Source organism: Frankia tisae, assembly GCF_025403405.1.
GTDB classification, from domain to species: Bacteria; Actinomycetota; Actinomycetes; order Frankiales; family Frankiaceae; genus Frankia; species Frankia tisai.
In genome coordinates, this window is sequence record NZ_JANEZT010000136.1 from 1 (window position 1) to 15,701 (window position 15,701).

The following is a 15,701-nucleotide window of genomic DNA, read 5'->3' on the forward strand; positions in this document are numbered from 1 at the left end:
CCGGGAAGTACGACCCGGACCGCAGCTTCGGAATCGCCAGATCAATCGTTCCCGCCCGGGTGTCCCACTCCCGCATCCGGTAGCCATTCCGACGATTCGTCCGATCCGGTGATATCTCCCCGTACTCGGCGCCACAGATCCCGTCCGCCTCGGCGCCCATCAACGCCTCCGCGAACGCCTTCACCATCGAGCCCAACAGATCCGGACTCGCCGCCACCAGCTCCTTGCCGAACCCCTCAGCGTCGGTCACAGTCGGAAGCACGGCCATCGCGTTTCCTCCTCCTCGAGTTCTTGCCTGTTCTCGAAAAGGATCACGCGGTGGTCGCTTCACGTCACGGACCACCACTCCGGCGAGTCGTCAGAAGATCACACCCCGTACACCACGTCCGTGGACTCCACTCGACACCATGGGCGGCGGCATAACAGGCCAGCTGGCATCAGGCCGTGGAGAGCCCGGTGCGTGGAGACGCGCACGCCGGGTTCGGCGGGCGGGCCGGGGAAACGCGCCATTCACTCTGAATGGTGGCGCGCCCCAGCCCGACCCAACTCGTCCACGGAGAAGACCGCTGCCTTCTGCGGCGGGGCCAGGTACAGGCCCACCACGTCCCGAATCTTCTCGATCAGGAACGGGTCGGTGGAGATCTTGAAATCCTCGGCCAGCCAGGGCTTGGGCCCGAAGGCCCGCCAGATCCGGTGCACGCTGGTCGCGGAGATCCCCATCTGCCTGGCCAGCTCGCGTTTGGACCAGTGGGTGGCCCCTTCGGGCACCTCCTCCAACGTGCGGACCACGACCTGTTCGACCTGAGCGTCGGTGATCCTGCGCGGCGCACCCGGTCTCGGTTCGTCGCCGAGTCCGGCGTACCGGTCCCGGATGAACCGGGTACGCCACTTCCCGACCGTGTCCCGGGTGATCCCCAGCTCGGCGGCCACGGCCGTGTTCGTCAACCCGTCCGCGCACCACAGCACCATGCGCGCCCGCCGGGCCAAACCCTGCGCGGTCCTGCGCCGACTGGCCCACCCCTGCAATGTTTGCCGCTCGGCCTCGGTCAGCACGAGCGGCAGTCTCGGCTTGCCTGCCATACCTCCATGACAACGCAGATCCCATGAGCCCGCAGATCTCCGGACCGGGACAGTAGTCGGTGGGCGACGGTCTGGTCTCGGCAGGGCAGTTCGGCGGTGTACGCCACCACTCACGGGGACGCGGGGCCTCTCGAAGCTGATCTTTGGTCGGATCAGAGCCGGGGCTGTGCGGTGGTCAGCTCTACGCAGAGCCGCCCGCTACCGAACGCTGGACGACTTCGAACTCCAGCAGGGACGAGCCGGAGGCCACTGGACGCGCGCGCTCGCCGGAGTGCGCCTCCATGGCCGGGCCGGTGAGCCAGGCCTGGAAGGACTCCTCGCTGTCCCAGTGGGTCACGACGAAGTACCGGTCGTCGCCCTTCACCGGGCGCAGCAGCTCGAACGAGACGAAGCCGGGCTGGCCGTCCACCGCATGCAGGCGGTTGGCGAACCGCTTCTCCAGCTCGGAGCCGGCACCCTCGGGAACCTCGATGGCATTGATCTTCACAACGGTCACCCGTCCAGCGTAGGCCCGATCCCGGGAGCCGTTGCAGGGCGCAGCAACGTCGACCGGGACGCGCCGCGCTTCCCGGTGGTCCGGCGCCGGCGTGGATCCTCCTTCGGCGTAGCGATGCTGCCCGCTCCCGCCGGCACACGTTGCAGGACAGGAATAGGTCGTGGACCTCAGGCGGCAGCCCGGTCGGACCGTCCTGCGGCGGGTCCGCTGGCTGATCGATCAATTCCTCACCTTGCCGGTCACCAGGTCGCGGGCCGGGACGAAGACGTTGAGATTCTTCAGATAGTCGGGCGTGGCGGCGATGACCTCATCGGGGCCAAGGAACGGATGCTCGGGCACCCAGGGCCGGGGCAGGCTCTTCGGTTCGCACCATGCCGGCGGATCGACACCTGCCCGCTCGAACTCGCAACGAGCCAACGCCGCCAACAGGACATCGAAACCGGCGCTTCCCGTAGTCGACGGCGCGGCCTCCCAGGCGCAGGCCGACCCGTCGCCCCGTTCCAGCAGAAGAACCAGATGGTCACGCCCCTGCAGCAGGGTCCGCCAAGCCCGGTCCTCGTCGCCACCAGCACGACGGAATGCCTTGGCGGTCTCCGGCGCGGACATCAACCGGGAACCGCGCGCGACCGCCAGACCGCGAGCGATGCGACGCGCTCGGAAGCAGAACACCGCGGTCGGCTTCGTCTTGCCTGACCGGTAGGTGGACAGCCTCGACGCCGACGTCCCCAACGCCGCTGCGAACTCGGCCTGGGTCAGACCGCTGTCGGCCAGTGCGCCGTCCAGCAGCGCCATGACCTCACGCGTGTCTCGATCAGGCTCCACGTGATGCCACCCTACCAAGATTCTTATCTGATCAGATAATAATTGATCGTCAGCTGATCAGACCCCGACCTCGGCGCCATCCTGCCGAAGGTGGACGGGATGACCCGGTATGAAGACGAGCGGTTCGCTACTCACGACTTGCCGCTGGCGCCGGCCGTCTACCACCGGAACGGACGCCGGCCCGGCCGAGGAGCCGGCCGATCGGGGTGTCGTCGACGTCGAGGGCCTCGGGCAGCGCCCGTAGCTCGCCGGCGGGCGCCGAGGTGGCCAGCACGACCTGGCCGCCGCGGCGGGCCACCTCCCGCACCAGCTCCCGGGCGCCGGGCAGTGGTTGGACGAGACCGAGGAAACCGGCGTAGTGCTCGGTGTGGGCGGCGGTCAGGACGTCGTCGCGGCGGCGGTCCCGGCCCGGCACCAGCGCGTCGAGCAGGCGGTCGGAACCCATCCCGATATGGCGGTGGACGGCGGCCATGGTGACCGGGTGTCCCTCCTGCCGGAACGCTCGGAACCATGCCAGCACGTGGGCATAGTTGGTGTCGACCAGGGTGCCGTCGAGATCGGGCAGGACGGCGGGAGCGGGCTGGGTCACCGTCCGCCCCTACCCCCGGCCCGGTCGCATTACCCGGATGATCGGCGCGTTCCCGCCGACGCGATACCGCCCGGTTTGGGGCCGTCGGCCGGGGTAGGTCCGGGATAATGATGACAACACTGGAATCCACCGCCCGCCAGGTCGCCGTTCGGGTCGCCGGGATCGCGCGGCGGGAGGAAGCGGAGTACTCCGGCGGCGAACCGCGCCCGCTGGGCGGCTACCTGGCGACGCTGGCGACCTACGGCGGTGTGTGCGCCTCGATGGTCGGCGTCGCCCGGCTGGTCGGGGCGGCGCCGCCCGAGCGGGTGAGCGCGGCCGACCTCGCGTTGATCACCGTCGCGACACACAAGCTCAGCCGCGTGCTGACCAAGGACCCGGTGACGAGCCCGCTGCGGGCACCGTTCACCCATTTCCGCGGCCAGTCCGGCCCGGCCGAGCTGACCGAGGACGCACGCGAGTCAAGCGAGACCCGGCACAGCATCGGCGAGTTGCTCACCTGCCCGTTCTGCGCCGGGCAGTGGGTCGCCACCGGCTTCGTCTTCGGCCTGGTCGTCGCCCCCCGGTTCACCAGGCTGGCCGCGTCGGTGTTCACCGCCGCGGCCGGCTCCGACGCCCTCCAGTTCGCCTACGCCCGCCTGGAGCAGTCGGCCGAGTAGGGCAAGTGGCCACAGGGCCACAGGGCCACAGGGCCACAGGGCCACAGGGCCACAGCATCAAAGGACACGACTGGATGACGGGTGATTGCCTCGGAGAGGGAGCAGCCGGAGATGGCTCGGAGCATGTCGGCTGATCCGGGCAGGATCGACCTGAGCGGCCAGTTCCCTCCGCATGTCCTGCGCGACTATGCCTTCCTCGGCGACGGCGAGCGCGGCGCGGTCGTCGGCCCGGACGGCGACCTGGCCTGGATGTGTGCGCCGAGCTGGGACTCCGACGCCGTCTTCGCCACGCTGATCGGCGGTGCCGGCTGCTACGCGGTCACACCGGTCGGCCGGTACAGCTGGGGCGGCCACTACGACCGCCGGAGCCTGATCTGGAACGGGCGCTGGGTCACCACCGACGGGATCGTGGAATGCCGGGACGCGCTCGCGCTGCCCGCCGACCCGCACACGGCCGTGATCCTGCGCCGGATCCGCGTCCTGTCCGGCTCCGCGCAGCTACGCGTCGTCCTCGACGTCCGCGCCGGCTATGGCCTGGCGGACATGGACGAGCTCACCCTCGGCGGCGAGCCCGCCGGCCGCGCAGGCGCCGGGCATGCGGGCGGCGTCTGGACCGGCCGGTCGGGGCCGCTGCGGTGGCGCTGGTCGGGCGCCGCGCAGGCGACCCGCGCCGGCGCCGGACCGCTCGCCATGACGCTGAAGCTGGCCGCCGGCGAGCAGCACGACCTCCTCCTGGAAATCTCCGACCGGCCCTTCGCCCGATCCCTCGACCGGCCCTTTGGGCAGCCGTCGGCCGGCGGCGCGGATGGGCGGTGGCGGGCGACCGAGGCCGGCTGGCGCGACGCCGTCGGCGCGCCCGCCCCCGGGGCCCTCGCCGTCCGCGACAGCGAGCAGGCGCTCGCCGTCCTGACCGGGCTGACGAGCGGCGCCGGGGGGATGGCCGCCGCTGCCACGATGAGCCTGCCGGAGCGGGCCCGAGCCGGCCGCAACTACGACTACCGCTACGCCTGGATCCGCGACCAGTGCTACGCCGGCCGGGCGGTCGCCGCCCACGGCCAGTTCCGGCTGCTCGACACCTCCGTCGACTTCGTCGCCCAACGGCTGCTGGCCGACGGTCCGACGATGAGACCCGCCTACACGACCCGCGGCGGTCCCGTGCCCGACGAACGGGCCCTGCCACACCTCGCCGGCTATCCCGGCGGGGCCGACAAGGCAGGTAACCGGGCCAACGGCCAGTTCCAGCTCGACGCCTTCGGGGAAGCCCTCGAACTGTTCGCGGTCGCCGCCGGGCACGACCGGCTCGACGCCGACGGCTGGCGGGCCGCCGAAACAGCCGTCGACGCGATCCGGCGACGGGGCGGGGAACCCGACGCCGGCATCTGGGAGATCGCCCCCGAGCGATGGGCCCACTCCCAGCTGACCTGCGTCGGCGGCCTGCGAACAATCGCCGCCCACGCCCCGGCCCGCCAGGCAGCGCGGTGGAACGCCCTGGCCGAGGCGGTCCTGGCCGACGTCTGCGCCGACTGCCTGCATCCCGACGGCCGCTGGCAGCGCAGCCCCGGCGATCCCCGGATCGACGCGGCCCTGCTCCTGCCGGCCCTGCGCGGCGCACTGCCGGCGGACGACCCCCGCAGCCGGGCCACCGTCGCCGCGGTGGAGGCCGAGCTCGTCCGGGACGACTACGTCTACCGCTTTCCCCCGGACGGCGGCGGGCCGCTCGGCGACGAGGAGGGCGCCTTCCTGCTCTGCGGCTTCCTGCTCGCCCTGGCCCGCCACGCCCAAGGCGACCACATCGGCGCGCGGGCACTGTTCGAACGCGGCCGGGCCAGTTGCGGCAGCCCCGGCCTGTTCGCGGAGGAGTTCGACGTCGACCAGCGCCAGTTGCGCGGCAATCTGCCGCAGGCCTTCGTCCACGCCCTCCTGCTGGAAAGCGCCGCCGTTCTCGCCCCGGCTGAAAACCCCGGATGAACCCTCCGGCGCCGGGTAAAGAGGCCTGGACCGGGACAACAGCGACGACATGGAACGGAGGCAGTCCGGCATGGCGGAACGCAAGGTGGCGGAACGCAAGGTGGCGGAACGCAAGGTGGCTGTGGTGACCGGGGCGTCGGCGGGAGTCGGGCGGGCCACGGCGCTCGCCCTGGCCGACCACGGCTTCGACGTTGCACTGCTGGCGCGCGGGCAGAGCGGCCTGCAGGCGGCGGCGCAGGAGGTGGAGGCCCGGGGTGGACGGGCGCTCGTGCTGCCCACCGACGTCGCCGACCACGCGGCCGTGGACCGGTCCGCCGCCGCCGCGCAGGAGCAGCTCGGTCCCCTCGACGTGTGGGTCAACAACGCGATGACGACCAGCTTCGCCCCGCTGGCCCAGACCACGCCAGAGGACTTCCAACGGGCGATCGAGGTCACCTTCCTCGGCCAGGTCTGGGGCACCATGGCCGCGCTGGCCCGGATGCGCCCCCGCGACCGCGGCTCGATCGTGAACGTCGGCTCGGCACTGGCCTTCATCGGCATCCCCCTGCAGGCCCCGTACTGCGCGGCGAAGTTCGCCAGCCGCGGCTTCTTCGAATCGGCCCGCGCCGAACTGCTACACGACGGCAGCGGTGTGCGGATGTCGATGGTGCACCTGCCCGCGGTCAACACCCCGCAGTTCTCCTGGTGCCACACCTCGCTGGACCGCCACCCCCAGCCCGTCCCCCCGATCTACCAGCCGGAGCTGTGCGCGAAGTTCATCGTGCGCGCCGCCCTCGACGGCCGCCGCTCGAAAATCATCGGATCGTGGAACAAGGCCCTGGTCGCCGCCGGCTCCCTCGCCCCCGGCTTCGGCAACCACTACGCGGCCCTGGGCGCCTGGGAGTCCCAGCTCACCGACGCCCCCCTGGCCCCGGACCGGCCGGACAACCTGCGCGCGCCCGCCGACGGCGAGCATGATGTCGGCGCACACGGCATCTTCGACGACCAGGCCGGCGGATTCACCGATCCCAGCTTCCTGCGCTCGCTGCCCAGCACCGCCCGCACCTTCGCCCAGGCCCTGGTCGCCACCGCCCGCGACCGCCGCCGCTCCCGCGCGGTTTATCCGGTCGCTGCGCCGGAAGCGCCGCACAGGCAGCGCGGCCGGCGGGAGTCGTCGACGGTGTAACCGTGACCAGTCGCCCTGAAGCGCTGACAGGCGGGCTAATCGGTTCGGGCTGCCCACAGAGCGCTGATGGGCAGCGCCCAGATCCGGTCGTCGAGGTCGAAGGGCATCGGGCCGGTGTGGAACACGACCCCGGCGCGGAAGTTCTCACCAAGTTGATCGCGTAGCCACACGAGGTGACGGGCGTCCCGAGCCGACGGCGCCGAAGAAGCTTTGATTTCCATGGCAATCACCTGGCCTCCCCCGAGGTCGATGACGACATCGACCTCCTGCCCGTCGCGAGAGCGGAGGTGATGCAGCCGGGCACGCGGATGCAGAAGAGTGACCTCCGGCCGCAGCTGGGCGACGACGAAGGTGTCGAGCATCCGGCCGAGCAGATCCCCGTCTCGCAGGACGCTGCGCTCATCCACCCGGGCGGCAGCGAGCGCGAGCGCGGGATCGGTCAGGTACCGCTTCGCCCGCTTGGTCAATCTGTTCAGACGGTTCGTCGACCACGCCGGCACGAGATCGATCAGGTAGAGAGCGGCCAGGATCCGGTCGTAGGCATCCGCGGTTCGCTGGTTGATTCCGGCGGCCTGGTAGAGCGTGCCGTCGGCGGGGAGCCCGGCCGTCGAAAGCCCGAGGACCTCGAGGTAGCGGCGCAGTCGGACGGGATCCCGCTGCTCCCCCGCGGCAAGCACATCTCGGGTAACGACATGATCAATGTACGAGTCCAGCCAGGCGAGCCGCCCCGGTGAGCTCAGGTTCAACGCAGCTTCGGGGAAACCGCTCCGCAGCGCCAGATCGACGTAGTCGTCCAGGCTCGGGGGCGGGCCGGCAACACTCAGGCAGGAGATGTCGGAGTTGAGGAGCAGGTCGAGCAGGCCTGGTTGGTCGACAGAACCGGAGATCTCCCGCTCGGTGAGCCCATCCAGCACCAACCGGACGACGCGGCCTGTGCCGGGCCACTGGCGGGTGGTGAAGTCGGCTTCGACGCTACCCGTGAGGAGAAAACGACCGGGGCGGGGATCATCGTCGACCGCGCGCTTGACCGCGCCCAGGATCTCCGGCACCTCCTGCCACTCGTCGAGGAGGACGGGCTCATGGGTGCGGCGCAGGGCAGCATCCGGATTCGCGGCGACCGCCGCGGCAACCGCGGGGTCATCCAGCCGCAGGACGTCGGCGGCGATCCGCCGGGCCGAGGTCGTCTTTCCTGCCGCACGCGGGCCCGTGACCATGACAGCGGGCAGTTCAGCGAGCAGGCTCGCCAGCGGCCCGTCCGCGATCCGTGGCACATACCCTGACGTGGCCATACAGCAACGCTACGCGATTTGCGAAGCCCCGGGTACAAATTCTGCGCGCGTGCTAGTGCGAATTTTGCCGCCGTCATAGCCGGGGAAACGGGATGACGTACACGATCGACTGGCCCTGGTCGAACTCCACCGGCCCGACCTGGTAATACGGCGCTACGACTCCGGTCGGCGTGGCGGCTCGTCGCGGCCGAGCTCGGGCTCCGGCGCGAGGATGCCGCGGAGCAGGACGTGCACGATGTCGTCGGCGCTCACGGCGTCACCGCGCAGTCGGGCGGTCGACCACATCAGCTCCTGCAGAAGTCTGCGCAGGCTGATGGCCGCGAACCGCGGGGAGATGCGCCCGGCGGCGATGGCCGCGTCGATGGTCCGATCCCAGAGCTCGTCGTGGGCGACCGCGTGGTCGCGGACCTGGGTGAGCAGCGGCGATGCCGCGACATGCGCCCGGTCGCGGTAGTAGATCCGCGCGGCGTCCCGGTAGTGGCCCAGGTTGTCGAGCGTCGCCCGGATCATCGCCTCGAGCCGGTCGACAGGTTCCAGCGGGGCGTCGCGGATGGCGTCATAGAGACCGGTGATGTGCGCGTCGCTGCGGACCAGGATGGCGGCGACGAGCTCGTCCTTCGACGCGAAGTGATGGTAGAGGCTGGCGGCCTGCATGCCGCAGGCGTCGGCGATGACGCGCATCGTCGTGGCCTCGACGCCTCGCTCGGCGAACAGCCGGGCGCTCTCCCGCAGCACCGCGTCGCGCTTGTTCGCCCTGCCCGTCCCCTGGCTCACTGCTGGGCCCGCCCTGCCTTGGTGCCTGTCCGCTTAGAGGCTTGCCGAAGGTGTGTTTCCGTTCCAGCTAGCACCCTAACAATCGTTAGGCTACTGTCGTCGGCGAGCCGCCGGCGCGACTGCCCGTGCGAGATCGTGGGGGGCCGAGCCGTGGACTGCTGAACACCGGAGGGATGATCATGGCAGCATCGGATGCCCGCGACACGGAGTTAAAGGACGACGGCCGCGTCATCGCCTGGCTGGAGTCCCTGCTCGGCGGCCAGGTCGTGTCGTGGGAACGGCAGCCCAGGTGGCGGCCCATGTGGTTCGTCGACATCGACCGCGGCGGCGCCACCGAACGCGTTGTCGTACGCGGCGAGCGGTCCGACACGTCTCTGATCTTCCCTCTCGAACACGAGATGCTGCTCCAGCGACTTCTCGACGAGCACGGTATCCCGGTCCCCCGCGTGCACGGCTGGTGCGACGAACCGAGGGCGTACGCGATGGCCGCCGTCCCCGGCCGGCCCGACTTCGCCGACACGACCGCCGAGCAGCGCCGCGTAGTGGTCGACGAGTACCTGCAGGCCCTCGCGCGCATGCACCAGCTCCCGGTCGAGCCGTTCAAGGCCGCCGGGGTGATCTCCGGGACGTCACCGAGCGACTCCGCGATGATCGGAGCGCGCCGGTTCGAAAAGCACTACCGGTCGATCAAGGTGCGCCCCGACCCGCTGATGGAGTTCGTCCTCGGCTGGCTGCGCCGCCACCCGCTGCCCGCCTCCGACCGGGAGGCGCCCATCGTCTGGGACTCCGGCCAGTTCCACCACGCCGACGGGCACCTCGTGGCCCTGGTCGACGTCGAAATCGGCCACCTCGGCGACCCGATGATGGACCTCGCGGCCTGGCGGATGCGGGAGACCGTCATCCCCTACGGCGACTTCACCACCCTCTACGACCGGTACGCCGACCTGACCGGCCGGCCCGTCGACCTCGCCGCCATCCAGTGGCATCACCTGTTCTTCACCCTCACCAACCAGCTGTCCTTCCACGGCGCGCTGGCCCGCCCGATCCTGGGCACCGACTACATGACCTACGCCCAGTGGGTCAGCGAGACGAACCTGCACGCCGTCGAGACCATGGCCGAATACCTGGGAATCGATCTCGAACCCGTGGAGATCCCCGGGCCGGTCTCCTCACCCGTCTCCATCCCGCACGAACACCTGTCCCGCTCGCTGCGGTCAATCTCGGTCGACGACCCGTACGTCACATACCAGATCCGCATCGCCTTCCGCCTGGCCCGCCACCTCGAACGCTCCGACCAGATCGGCGCCGCCGTCGCCGAGGCCGACCGGGAGGACCTCGCCCGGCTCGTCGGCCGCGCGCCGAAGAACTGGGACGACAGCGAGACCCTGCTGGAGAACTTCGTCCTGGCCGACGAGGGGCGCCACGACGCCGAACTCGTCGTCCTGTTCAACCGCCGCTGGCAGCGCTACAAGGCCCTGATGGGCCCCGCCGGCTCCGCCATGGCCAAGCACCACACGATGCAGCCCCTCAGCCGCTGGCTGGGCTAACGTCACAGGCATGAAGGTCGCGATGCTGGCGCCGGTGGCGTGGCGCACGCCGCCTCGGCACTACGGCCCGTGGGAGCAGATCGCCAGCCACCTCGCGGAGGGGCTGGTCGCGCGCGGCGTCGATGTCACCCTGTTCGCGACGTTGGACTCGCGCACGGCCGGCACGCTGGACGGCGTCTGCCCCCACGGCTACGCCGAGGACCCGGCACTCGACGGCCGGGTGTGGGAGGCGCTGCATGTGGCCCATGCGCTGGCCCGCTCCGGCGAGTTCGACCTCGTGCACAATCATCTTGACTGGCTGCCGCTGGCGTTCGCGGCCCATTGCCGGGCACCGATGGTCACGACGGTCCACGGCTTCTCGGACCCGCGGATCGTCCCCGCCTACCGCCGGGCGGCCTCCGCCTACGTTTCCATCTCCGACGCCGATCGCAGCCCGGAGCTGGACTATGTCGCGACGGTGCACCACGGCATCGACCTGGCCGCCCTTCCGTTCTCGGCGGCCGGCGGGGAGGATCTGGTGGTACTCGGCCGGATCCATCCCGACAAGGGCACCGCGGCGGCCATCGAGATCGCCCGGCTGGCCGGCCGGCAGCTGGTGATCTGCGGAATCGTCCAGGACGAGCGTTACTTCGCCGAGCAGGTGCTGCCCCACGTCGACGGGGACGCGGTGAGCTACCTCGGGCCGGTGGGGCCGTCCCGGCGAGCCGAGGTGCTGGGATCCGCCGCGGCGCTACTGCATCCGATCGCGTTCGACGAACCGTTCGGCCTGGCGGTCGTGGAGGCGATGGCCTGCGGCACGCCGGTCGTCACCTACCCGCGCGGAGCCATGCCGGAGATCGTCGACGAGGCGGTGACCGGGTTCCTCGTCGACGGCCCGGCGGCGGCCGCGGCGGCGGTGGATCGGGCCGCCGGCCTCGACCGCGCCGCCTGCCGGGCCACGGCCAGCCGGCGGTTCTCGACGGCTCGCATGGTCACCGACTATCTCGCCGTCTACGGACGCATCCTCGCCTGACCGGATCCGCGCTTCGGCTCGGGGGCTCAGGCTCGGGGGGGGGTCAGGCTCGGGGAGTCATCCGCGCGAGCAGGGCCTCGACGGGCACGCTCGCCATGCTGACCCGGGAGTCACCGATCCCGTAGGGCAGCCACAGCCGGCCGTCGTGGACCAGGCCGCCGCAGGAGTAGACAACGTTGGGGACGTAGCCCTCGGCCTCGGTCGCGGTCGGGGTGAGCAGCGGCTCGGGCAGTGCCGCGACCACGATGGACGGGTCTTCCAGGTCGAGCAGGATCGCTCCCACGGTGTAGGTGCGCATCGGCCCGACGCCGTGGGTGAGGACAAGCCAGCCCGCCGACGTCTCGATGGGTGAACCGCAGTTGCCGACCTGGATGAGTTCGAAGGTCGCCCTCGGCTCATGGACCGGGCGGAACGGTTCCCAGACCAGCCCGTCCTCGGAGGCCGTCAGCCCGGTGGTCTCCCCGTCGGATCGGCAGAGCGCGAGGTGACGGCCGCCGACGAGCCGGGGGAACAGCGCCATCCCCTTGTTCCGGGCTGCCTGGCCGGTGAGCGGAGAGGTCGTGAACATCCGCAGGTTGGGGCTGGTGAGCAGCCTCGGCGCGACGTCGGTGCCGTCGTAGGCGGTGTAGGTCGCCCGGTAGTCGACGGTTCCGTCCGGCGCGGTGAAACGGACGAACCGCGCGTCTTCCATTCCCTGGCTCTCGCTGGCGACGGTGGGCCACAGCACCCGCTGCGCCAGCGCGCTGTCCGCCGGGAACTCGACTTTTCGCAGCGTTCCGGCGACGGACCGGATCCCGGCCAGGATGCCGGCGGCCTGGGGACGGCGCAGGAGATCCGCGGGCATGCGGGCGAAGGCCTGTTCGAGGTCACCGCCGACCGGGCTTCCCTCGAGCGCGTCGAGGGCGTCGAGGACAGAGCGCGTCACCTCGTCGTCGAGGCCATGGTCGGCGAGCAGGGCGCGTAGCCGACCGCGCTCCCAGGCAACCGGTACGGCCAGGCCCGTGGTGAGTGGGCCGGTGCGTGACTCCAGCCGCACCGTCGGGCCCGGGCCGATCACGCCGACCGCGAAGCCGATCGAGGACAGGTGCCCTTCGCCGACGGCGCGCAGGCTGAGCACGAGGCGCAGCGCGCCGGCCGGCAGCCCCGACTGGTCGGGATGCGCGACCGCCGACGGATTGGTGACGGCCGCCCCCTCCACCGCGTACTCGGCGGTGAAGCACGCACCGAGCAGCAGCGTGCGCGACGGCGAGAGCTCCGTAGGCGCACGGACCCGAGGAGCCACGATCGCGGCGTGCCGCGCCAGGGTGCCCTGGTAGTCCCGGTGGCGGGGTTCGAACCGGTCGAGCAGGGCGGCCACGAGGCCGGTGACCTCACCGTCGGTCAGGGCCAGCACCCGGGCCACGATGCCCGCGGCCCGGGAGTGCACCTCGCCGCCCTCCTCCCCGGGCAGGAACAGCTTCGCGATGACCCTGCCGGGGTCCGCGGCCAGCGTCAGCGGATGCCGGGTGACCAGGTCGGGCTCAAGGGTCACGGTGCCTGACTCGAGGGTCACGGTGTTCTTGGCGCGAGCAGGCGGCGAGCGTGCTGCGCTGTCGAGAGCAGGGCGAGGGTGGACTCCGCCCCCTGGTTGGCGTTGCATCCCTCGGGTTCGAGGCCGTCGTAGCAGCCGCCGGTCGCGGCGTCGATCAGCGGCGTGCCGTTGTCGTTCTCCCCGAGGAACCATCCGTGCGCCCGCCCGAGGCCGACCAGCCACCGCTTCTGGCCGGTTGCGGCGTGGGCCCGCGCGCAGGCGTCCGCGATGGCCGCCGCCTCGATGGGCTGCTGGTCGAAGCCGGGCCTGGGATCACCGCGGGGACGCCGGCCGTCGACGGGGGTCGGTGACAGCATCCCGCGTCGGGTCTCCACGTGGAGCAACCAGGCCAGCAGCCGTAATCCGGCCGCGAGCGCCGTGGAGTCGGACAGGCACATGCCGGCAAGGATCAGTGCCTCCGGCACCGCCGCGTTGGCGTAGCGCAGCGTGGGCTCGGGCCACGGCCACGCGGGATCATCGCTGATCGGGCCGATCGCGGTGACGGCATCTGTGAGCAGAGCACGGGCCGCGGTGTCGTCCGGGTGGGCGAGCAGCATCTCGCCGGCGCCGAGGGCGGCGAACGTCATGGCCCGCGGCCAGGGGGAACGCCGAGCGGCGCTGGCCTGGAACCCGGTGCGGGCCAGCGCCCGCAGCCGCGCGGTGGGCGCCAGGGCCGCCGCGGTGCCCAGCCCCCACAGGGCCCGGCCCCAGCAGTCGCCGACTTCGGGGTTGTCCAGCCAGCGGCCTTCGGTGTCCCGCCGGTTCACGACCGTCCCATCCGGTGCCTGCGCCGCCAGCACGAAGGTGAGATAGAGCTCGAGCAGTCGGATGAGATCCAGCGGCGGCGACGGCTCGCGGGAAAGGACGACAAGCCCGCGCGCGACGTCATCCACGCAGTAGCCGTACTCCCGGCGTGGGATCGAGCCGAGAGCGTGCTCAAAAAGGCCGATGTCGTCGCTGAGCCGGAAAAGATGATTGAACGAGATTGCGGTCGTCACCGGGTCGCCGTCACCGCAGCCGTCGCGGGCGTGGTCACCGTTGCGGGTGCCCGCTGGGGCACGGGCGCGACGCCCGGCCTGCTCCCGGTGCGGGCGGCCAACCCGGCTGCCAGCCCGCGGTAGCGCTGGGCCACCGCGGGCCACAGCAGTTCGGGTGCGTGGGCAGCGGCGGCACTCGCCAACCCGCGGACGACGCCGTCATCGGTGATGATGCGGCGCACCGCCGCCGCGATCGCCGCCACATCACCATGCGGCACGAGCAGGCCGGCGCCGTCGCCGAGTAGTTCGACCGCGTGCGGGAAGCGGGTGGCGACGACGGGCCGCAGCGCCGCCACCGCCTCGATGAGGATGCCGGAGGTCACCTGGTCGACGGAGTCGTACGGCAGCAGGACGACGTCGGCGCCGCTCACCAGCTCGGCAAGTGACCCTGCGTCGAGGTAGCGGTGGTCGAAGACGACCGAGTCGGCCACGCCGAGCCGGCTGGCCAGCGCGGCAAGCCCGTCCCGGTACGCCTCGCCCTCCCGGGCGAGCACCTTGGGATGGGTCTGGCCCGCGACGAGGTAACGCGGGGCCGGATCGAGATCGGCCAGCTCCGCCATCGCCGCGATGCCCCATTCGATGCCTTTGCCTGGGCCGAGCAGGCCCCAGGTGAGGACGGTCGGCCGGGCGAACCGCGCTGGCGCCGCGCGCCCGTTGTCGGCCGCGCCGTGGGGGATCACCGAGATCCGGTGCGGGTGGACGCGGTACCCGTCGACCAGCCGGGCCCGCGCGGTCTCGGTCATCACGACGACCGCGTCCGCGGACGTGAGCAGCGCATCCATGACCTCGCGCTGGTGCGGGGTCGGGCTGACGAGCACGGTGTGCAGGACGACCATCACCGGCACTTCAAGGTTGTCGAGGACCTCGATCACTTCGTCGCCGTCCGGGCCACCGTAGACCCCGTACTCGTGCTGCACGACCGCGACGTCGAAACTGTTCAGCAGCTGCGCCGCGCGGCGCGGGCCACCCGGGGTCCCGGCCACCAGATCCCCCACGACCACGGCCGGTCGCCGGCCGGGCCCCGCGGGTGCGTCGAGCAGCCGTACCACCCTGCTGGAGGCGCCGGGCGCTGTGCTGGTCAGTTCGTTCAGAAGGGCCGCTGTGAAGGTGGCGAGGCCGCACTGTGTCGGGGGGTAGGTGCTGAGAAAGCCGTAGCGGAGGGGCACGCAGGCCCACCTTCCGGTCGTTGCCGACACCGAGTCGGCCGGCGGGCACGCGAGCGCTGTGCTCACGCGGATGCGCGGTGCGGCCGGCAGCGCCGGTCAGAAACCCATACCCGCCATGGCCTCCGCGCCGTCCCCGGCGCCGGCGCCACCGGCCGACGGACGGTCCGCCACGACAACCTCGATGGTGAGGAACAGGCCGGCGATCGACGCGGCGTTCTGCAGCGCGGAGCGGGTGACCTTCACCGGGTCGATGATCCCGGTGGCGATCAGGTCGACGTACTCGCCGGTGGCCGCATTGAGGCCATGCCCGATCGGCAGGCCCCGAACCTTCTCCGCCACCACACCACCCTCGAAGCCCGCGTTGCTCGCGATCTGGCGCAGCGGGGCGGCCAGCGCCAGCGCCACGATGTTCGCTCCGGTGGCCTCGTCGCCGGAGAGGTCGAGCTTCTCGAAGGCGGTGATCGATGCCTGGAGCAGCGCGACGCCACCCCCGGCGACGATGCCCTCCTCGACGGCGGCCTTCGCATTCG

Annotated in this window: 16 protein-coding genes; 5 read left to right on the forward strand and 11 right to left on the reverse strand. The window is 71.5% G+C overall.

All coding sequences use genetic code 11. From position 1 onward, the window contains the following. The 5 genes from NBZ85_RS14745 to NBZ85_RS14765 form a co-directional block, all read right to left on the reverse strand. On the reverse strand, positions 1-268 hold a 268-nt coding region (locus tag NBZ85_RS14745; RefSeq protein WP_261562073.1), incomplete at its 3' end, for a transposase. Positions 269-510: 242 nt separating this feature from the next. Next, on the reverse strand, positions 511-1,080 hold the full coding sequence (locus tag NBZ85_RS14750) for an IS630 family transposase (RefSeq protein WP_261562074.1): 570 nt from the start codon (positions 1,078-1,080) through the stop codon (positions 511-513). A 181-nt stretch (positions 1,081-1,261) separates the two neighbouring features. Further along, positions 1,262-1,576 (reverse strand): antibiotic biosynthesis monooxygenase family protein, encoded by a 315-nt coding sequence (locus NBZ85_RS14755; protein WP_261556271.1) that lies wholly within the window; start codon positions 1,574-1,576, stop codon positions 1,262-1,264. A gap of 219 nt (positions 1,577-1,795) precedes the next feature. Next, entirely contained in the window at positions 1,796-2,398 is a 603-nt protein-coding gene (locus NBZ85_RS14760) for a helix-turn-helix domain-containing protein (protein WP_261556272.1), read from the reverse strand. 127 nt (positions 2,399-2,525) lie between these two features. Continuing rightward, positions 2,526-2,987, reverse strand: coding sequence for an HAD family hydrolase (locus NBZ85_RS14765; RefSeq protein WP_261556273.1), 462 nt, complete (start codon positions 2,985-2,987; stop codon positions 2,526-2,528). A 110-nt stretch (positions 2,988-3,097) separates the two neighbouring features. On the opposite strand from NBZ85_RS14765, the gene NBZ85_RS14770 reads away from it, so the two are divergent. The 3 genes from NBZ85_RS14770 to NBZ85_RS14780 all read left to right on the forward strand — a co-directional run bounded on the left by NBZ85_RS14770 (position 3,098) and on the right by NBZ85_RS14780 (position 6,776). Next, entirely contained in the window at positions 3,098-3,643 is a 546-nt protein-coding gene (locus NBZ85_RS14770; RefSeq protein ID WP_261556274.1) for a DUF1360 domain-containing protein, read from the forward strand. Between the two features lie 123 nt (positions 3,644-3,766). Then, positions 3,767-5,611: a glycoside hydrolase family 15 protein gene (locus tag NBZ85_RS14775; protein WP_261556275.1), complete on the forward strand. Its 1,845-nt coding sequence runs from the start codon at positions 3,767-3,769 to the stop codon at positions 5,609-5,611. Positions 5,612-5,681: 70 nt separating this feature from the next. Beyond that, the gene (locus NBZ85_RS14780; RefSeq protein ID WP_261562075.1) at positions 5,682-6,776 is read left to right on the forward strand and encodes an SDR family oxidoreductase; all 1,095 of its coding nucleotides are present in this window, start codon (positions 5,682-5,684) and stop codon (positions 6,774-6,776) included. Positions 6,777-6,811: 35 nt separating this feature from the next. Here the strand turns inward: NBZ85_RS14780 and NBZ85_RS14785 are convergent, their stop codons facing one another. Next, positions 6,812-8,065 carry an ATP-binding protein gene (locus tag NBZ85_RS14785; protein WP_261556277.1) on the reverse strand — a complete coding sequence of 418 codons (1,254 nt, stop codon included), beginning with the start codon at positions 8,063-8,065 and terminating at the stop codon, positions 6,812-6,814. Positions 8,066-8,218: 153 nt separating this feature from the next. Beyond that, on the reverse strand, positions 8,219-8,839 hold the full coding sequence (locus tag NBZ85_RS14790; protein WP_261556278.1) for a TetR/AcrR family transcriptional regulator: 621 nt from the start codon (positions 8,837-8,839) through the stop codon (positions 8,219-8,221). Positions 8,840-9,018: 179 nt separating this feature from the next. On the opposite strand from NBZ85_RS14790, the gene NBZ85_RS14795 reads away from it, so the two are divergent. After that, positions 9,019-10,386, forward strand: coding sequence for a phosphotransferase family protein (locus tag NBZ85_RS14795; RefSeq protein WP_261556279.1), 1,368 nt, complete (start codon positions 9,019-9,021; stop codon positions 10,384-10,386). A 10-nt stretch (positions 10,387-10,396) separates the two neighbouring features. After that, complete coding sequence (locus NBZ85_RS14800; RefSeq protein WP_261562076.1) at positions 10,397-11,398, forward strand: glycosyltransferase family 4 protein; 1,002 nt, start codon at positions 10,397-10,399, stop codon at positions 11,396-11,398. Between the two features lie 43 nt (positions 11,399-11,441). Here the strand turns inward: NBZ85_RS14800 and NBZ85_RS14805 are convergent, their stop codons facing one another. The 4 genes from NBZ85_RS14805 to NBZ85_RS14820 all read right to left on the reverse strand — a co-directional run. After that, positions 11,442-12,929, reverse strand: coding sequence for a glycoside hydrolase family 130 protein (locus tag NBZ85_RS14805; RefSeq protein WP_261562077.1), 1,488 nt, complete (start codon positions 12,927-12,929; stop codon positions 11,442-11,444). A gap of 17 nt (positions 12,930-12,946) precedes the next feature. Next, on the reverse strand, positions 12,947-13,966 hold the full coding sequence (locus tag NBZ85_RS14810) for a glycosyltransferase (protein ID WP_261560263.1): 1,020 nt from the start codon (positions 13,964-13,966) through the stop codon (positions 12,947-12,949). Next, on the reverse strand, positions 13,963-15,171 hold the full coding sequence (locus NBZ85_RS14815) for a glycosyltransferase (RefSeq protein WP_261560264.1): 1,209 nt from the start codon (positions 15,169-15,171) through the stop codon (positions 13,963-13,965). The genes NBZ85_RS14810 and NBZ85_RS14815 overlap by 4 nt, the downstream gene beginning before the upstream one ends. 96 nt (positions 15,172-15,267) lie before the next feature. Then, the coding region (locus tag NBZ85_RS14820) for a TCP-1/cpn60 chaperonin family protein (RefSeq protein ID WP_308205077.1) at positions 15,268-15,701 on the reverse strand (434 nt) is incomplete at its 5' end.

Coding starts and splice junctions, on each gene's coding strand:
- NBZ85_RS14750 (WP_261562074.1), bottom strand. CDS start 1,080: ATGGCAGGCAAGCCGAGACTGCCGCTCGTGCTGACCGAGGCCGAGCGG.
- NBZ85_RS14770 (WP_261556274.1), top strand. CDS start 3,098: ATGACAACACTGGAATCCACCGCCCGCCAGGTCGCCGTTCGGGTCGCC.
- NBZ85_RS14775 (WP_261556275.1), top strand. CDS start 3,767: ATGTCGGCTGATCCGGGCAGGATCGACCTGAGCGGCCAGTTCCCTCCG.
- NBZ85_RS14780 (WP_261562075.1), top strand. CDS start 5,682: ATGGCGGAACGCAAGGTGGCGGAACGCAAGGTGGCGGAACGCAAGGTG.
- NBZ85_RS14785 (WP_261556277.1), bottom strand. CDS start 8,065: ATGGCCACGTCAGGGTATGTGCCACGGATCGCGGACGGGCCGCTGGCG.
- NBZ85_RS14795 (WP_261556279.1), top strand. CDS start 9,019: ATGGCAGCATCGGATGCCCGCGACACGGAGTTAAAGGACGACGGCCGC.
- NBZ85_RS14800 (WP_261562076.1), top strand. CDS start 10,397: ATGAAGGTCGCGATGCTGGCGCCGGTGGCGTGGCGCACGCCGCCTCGG.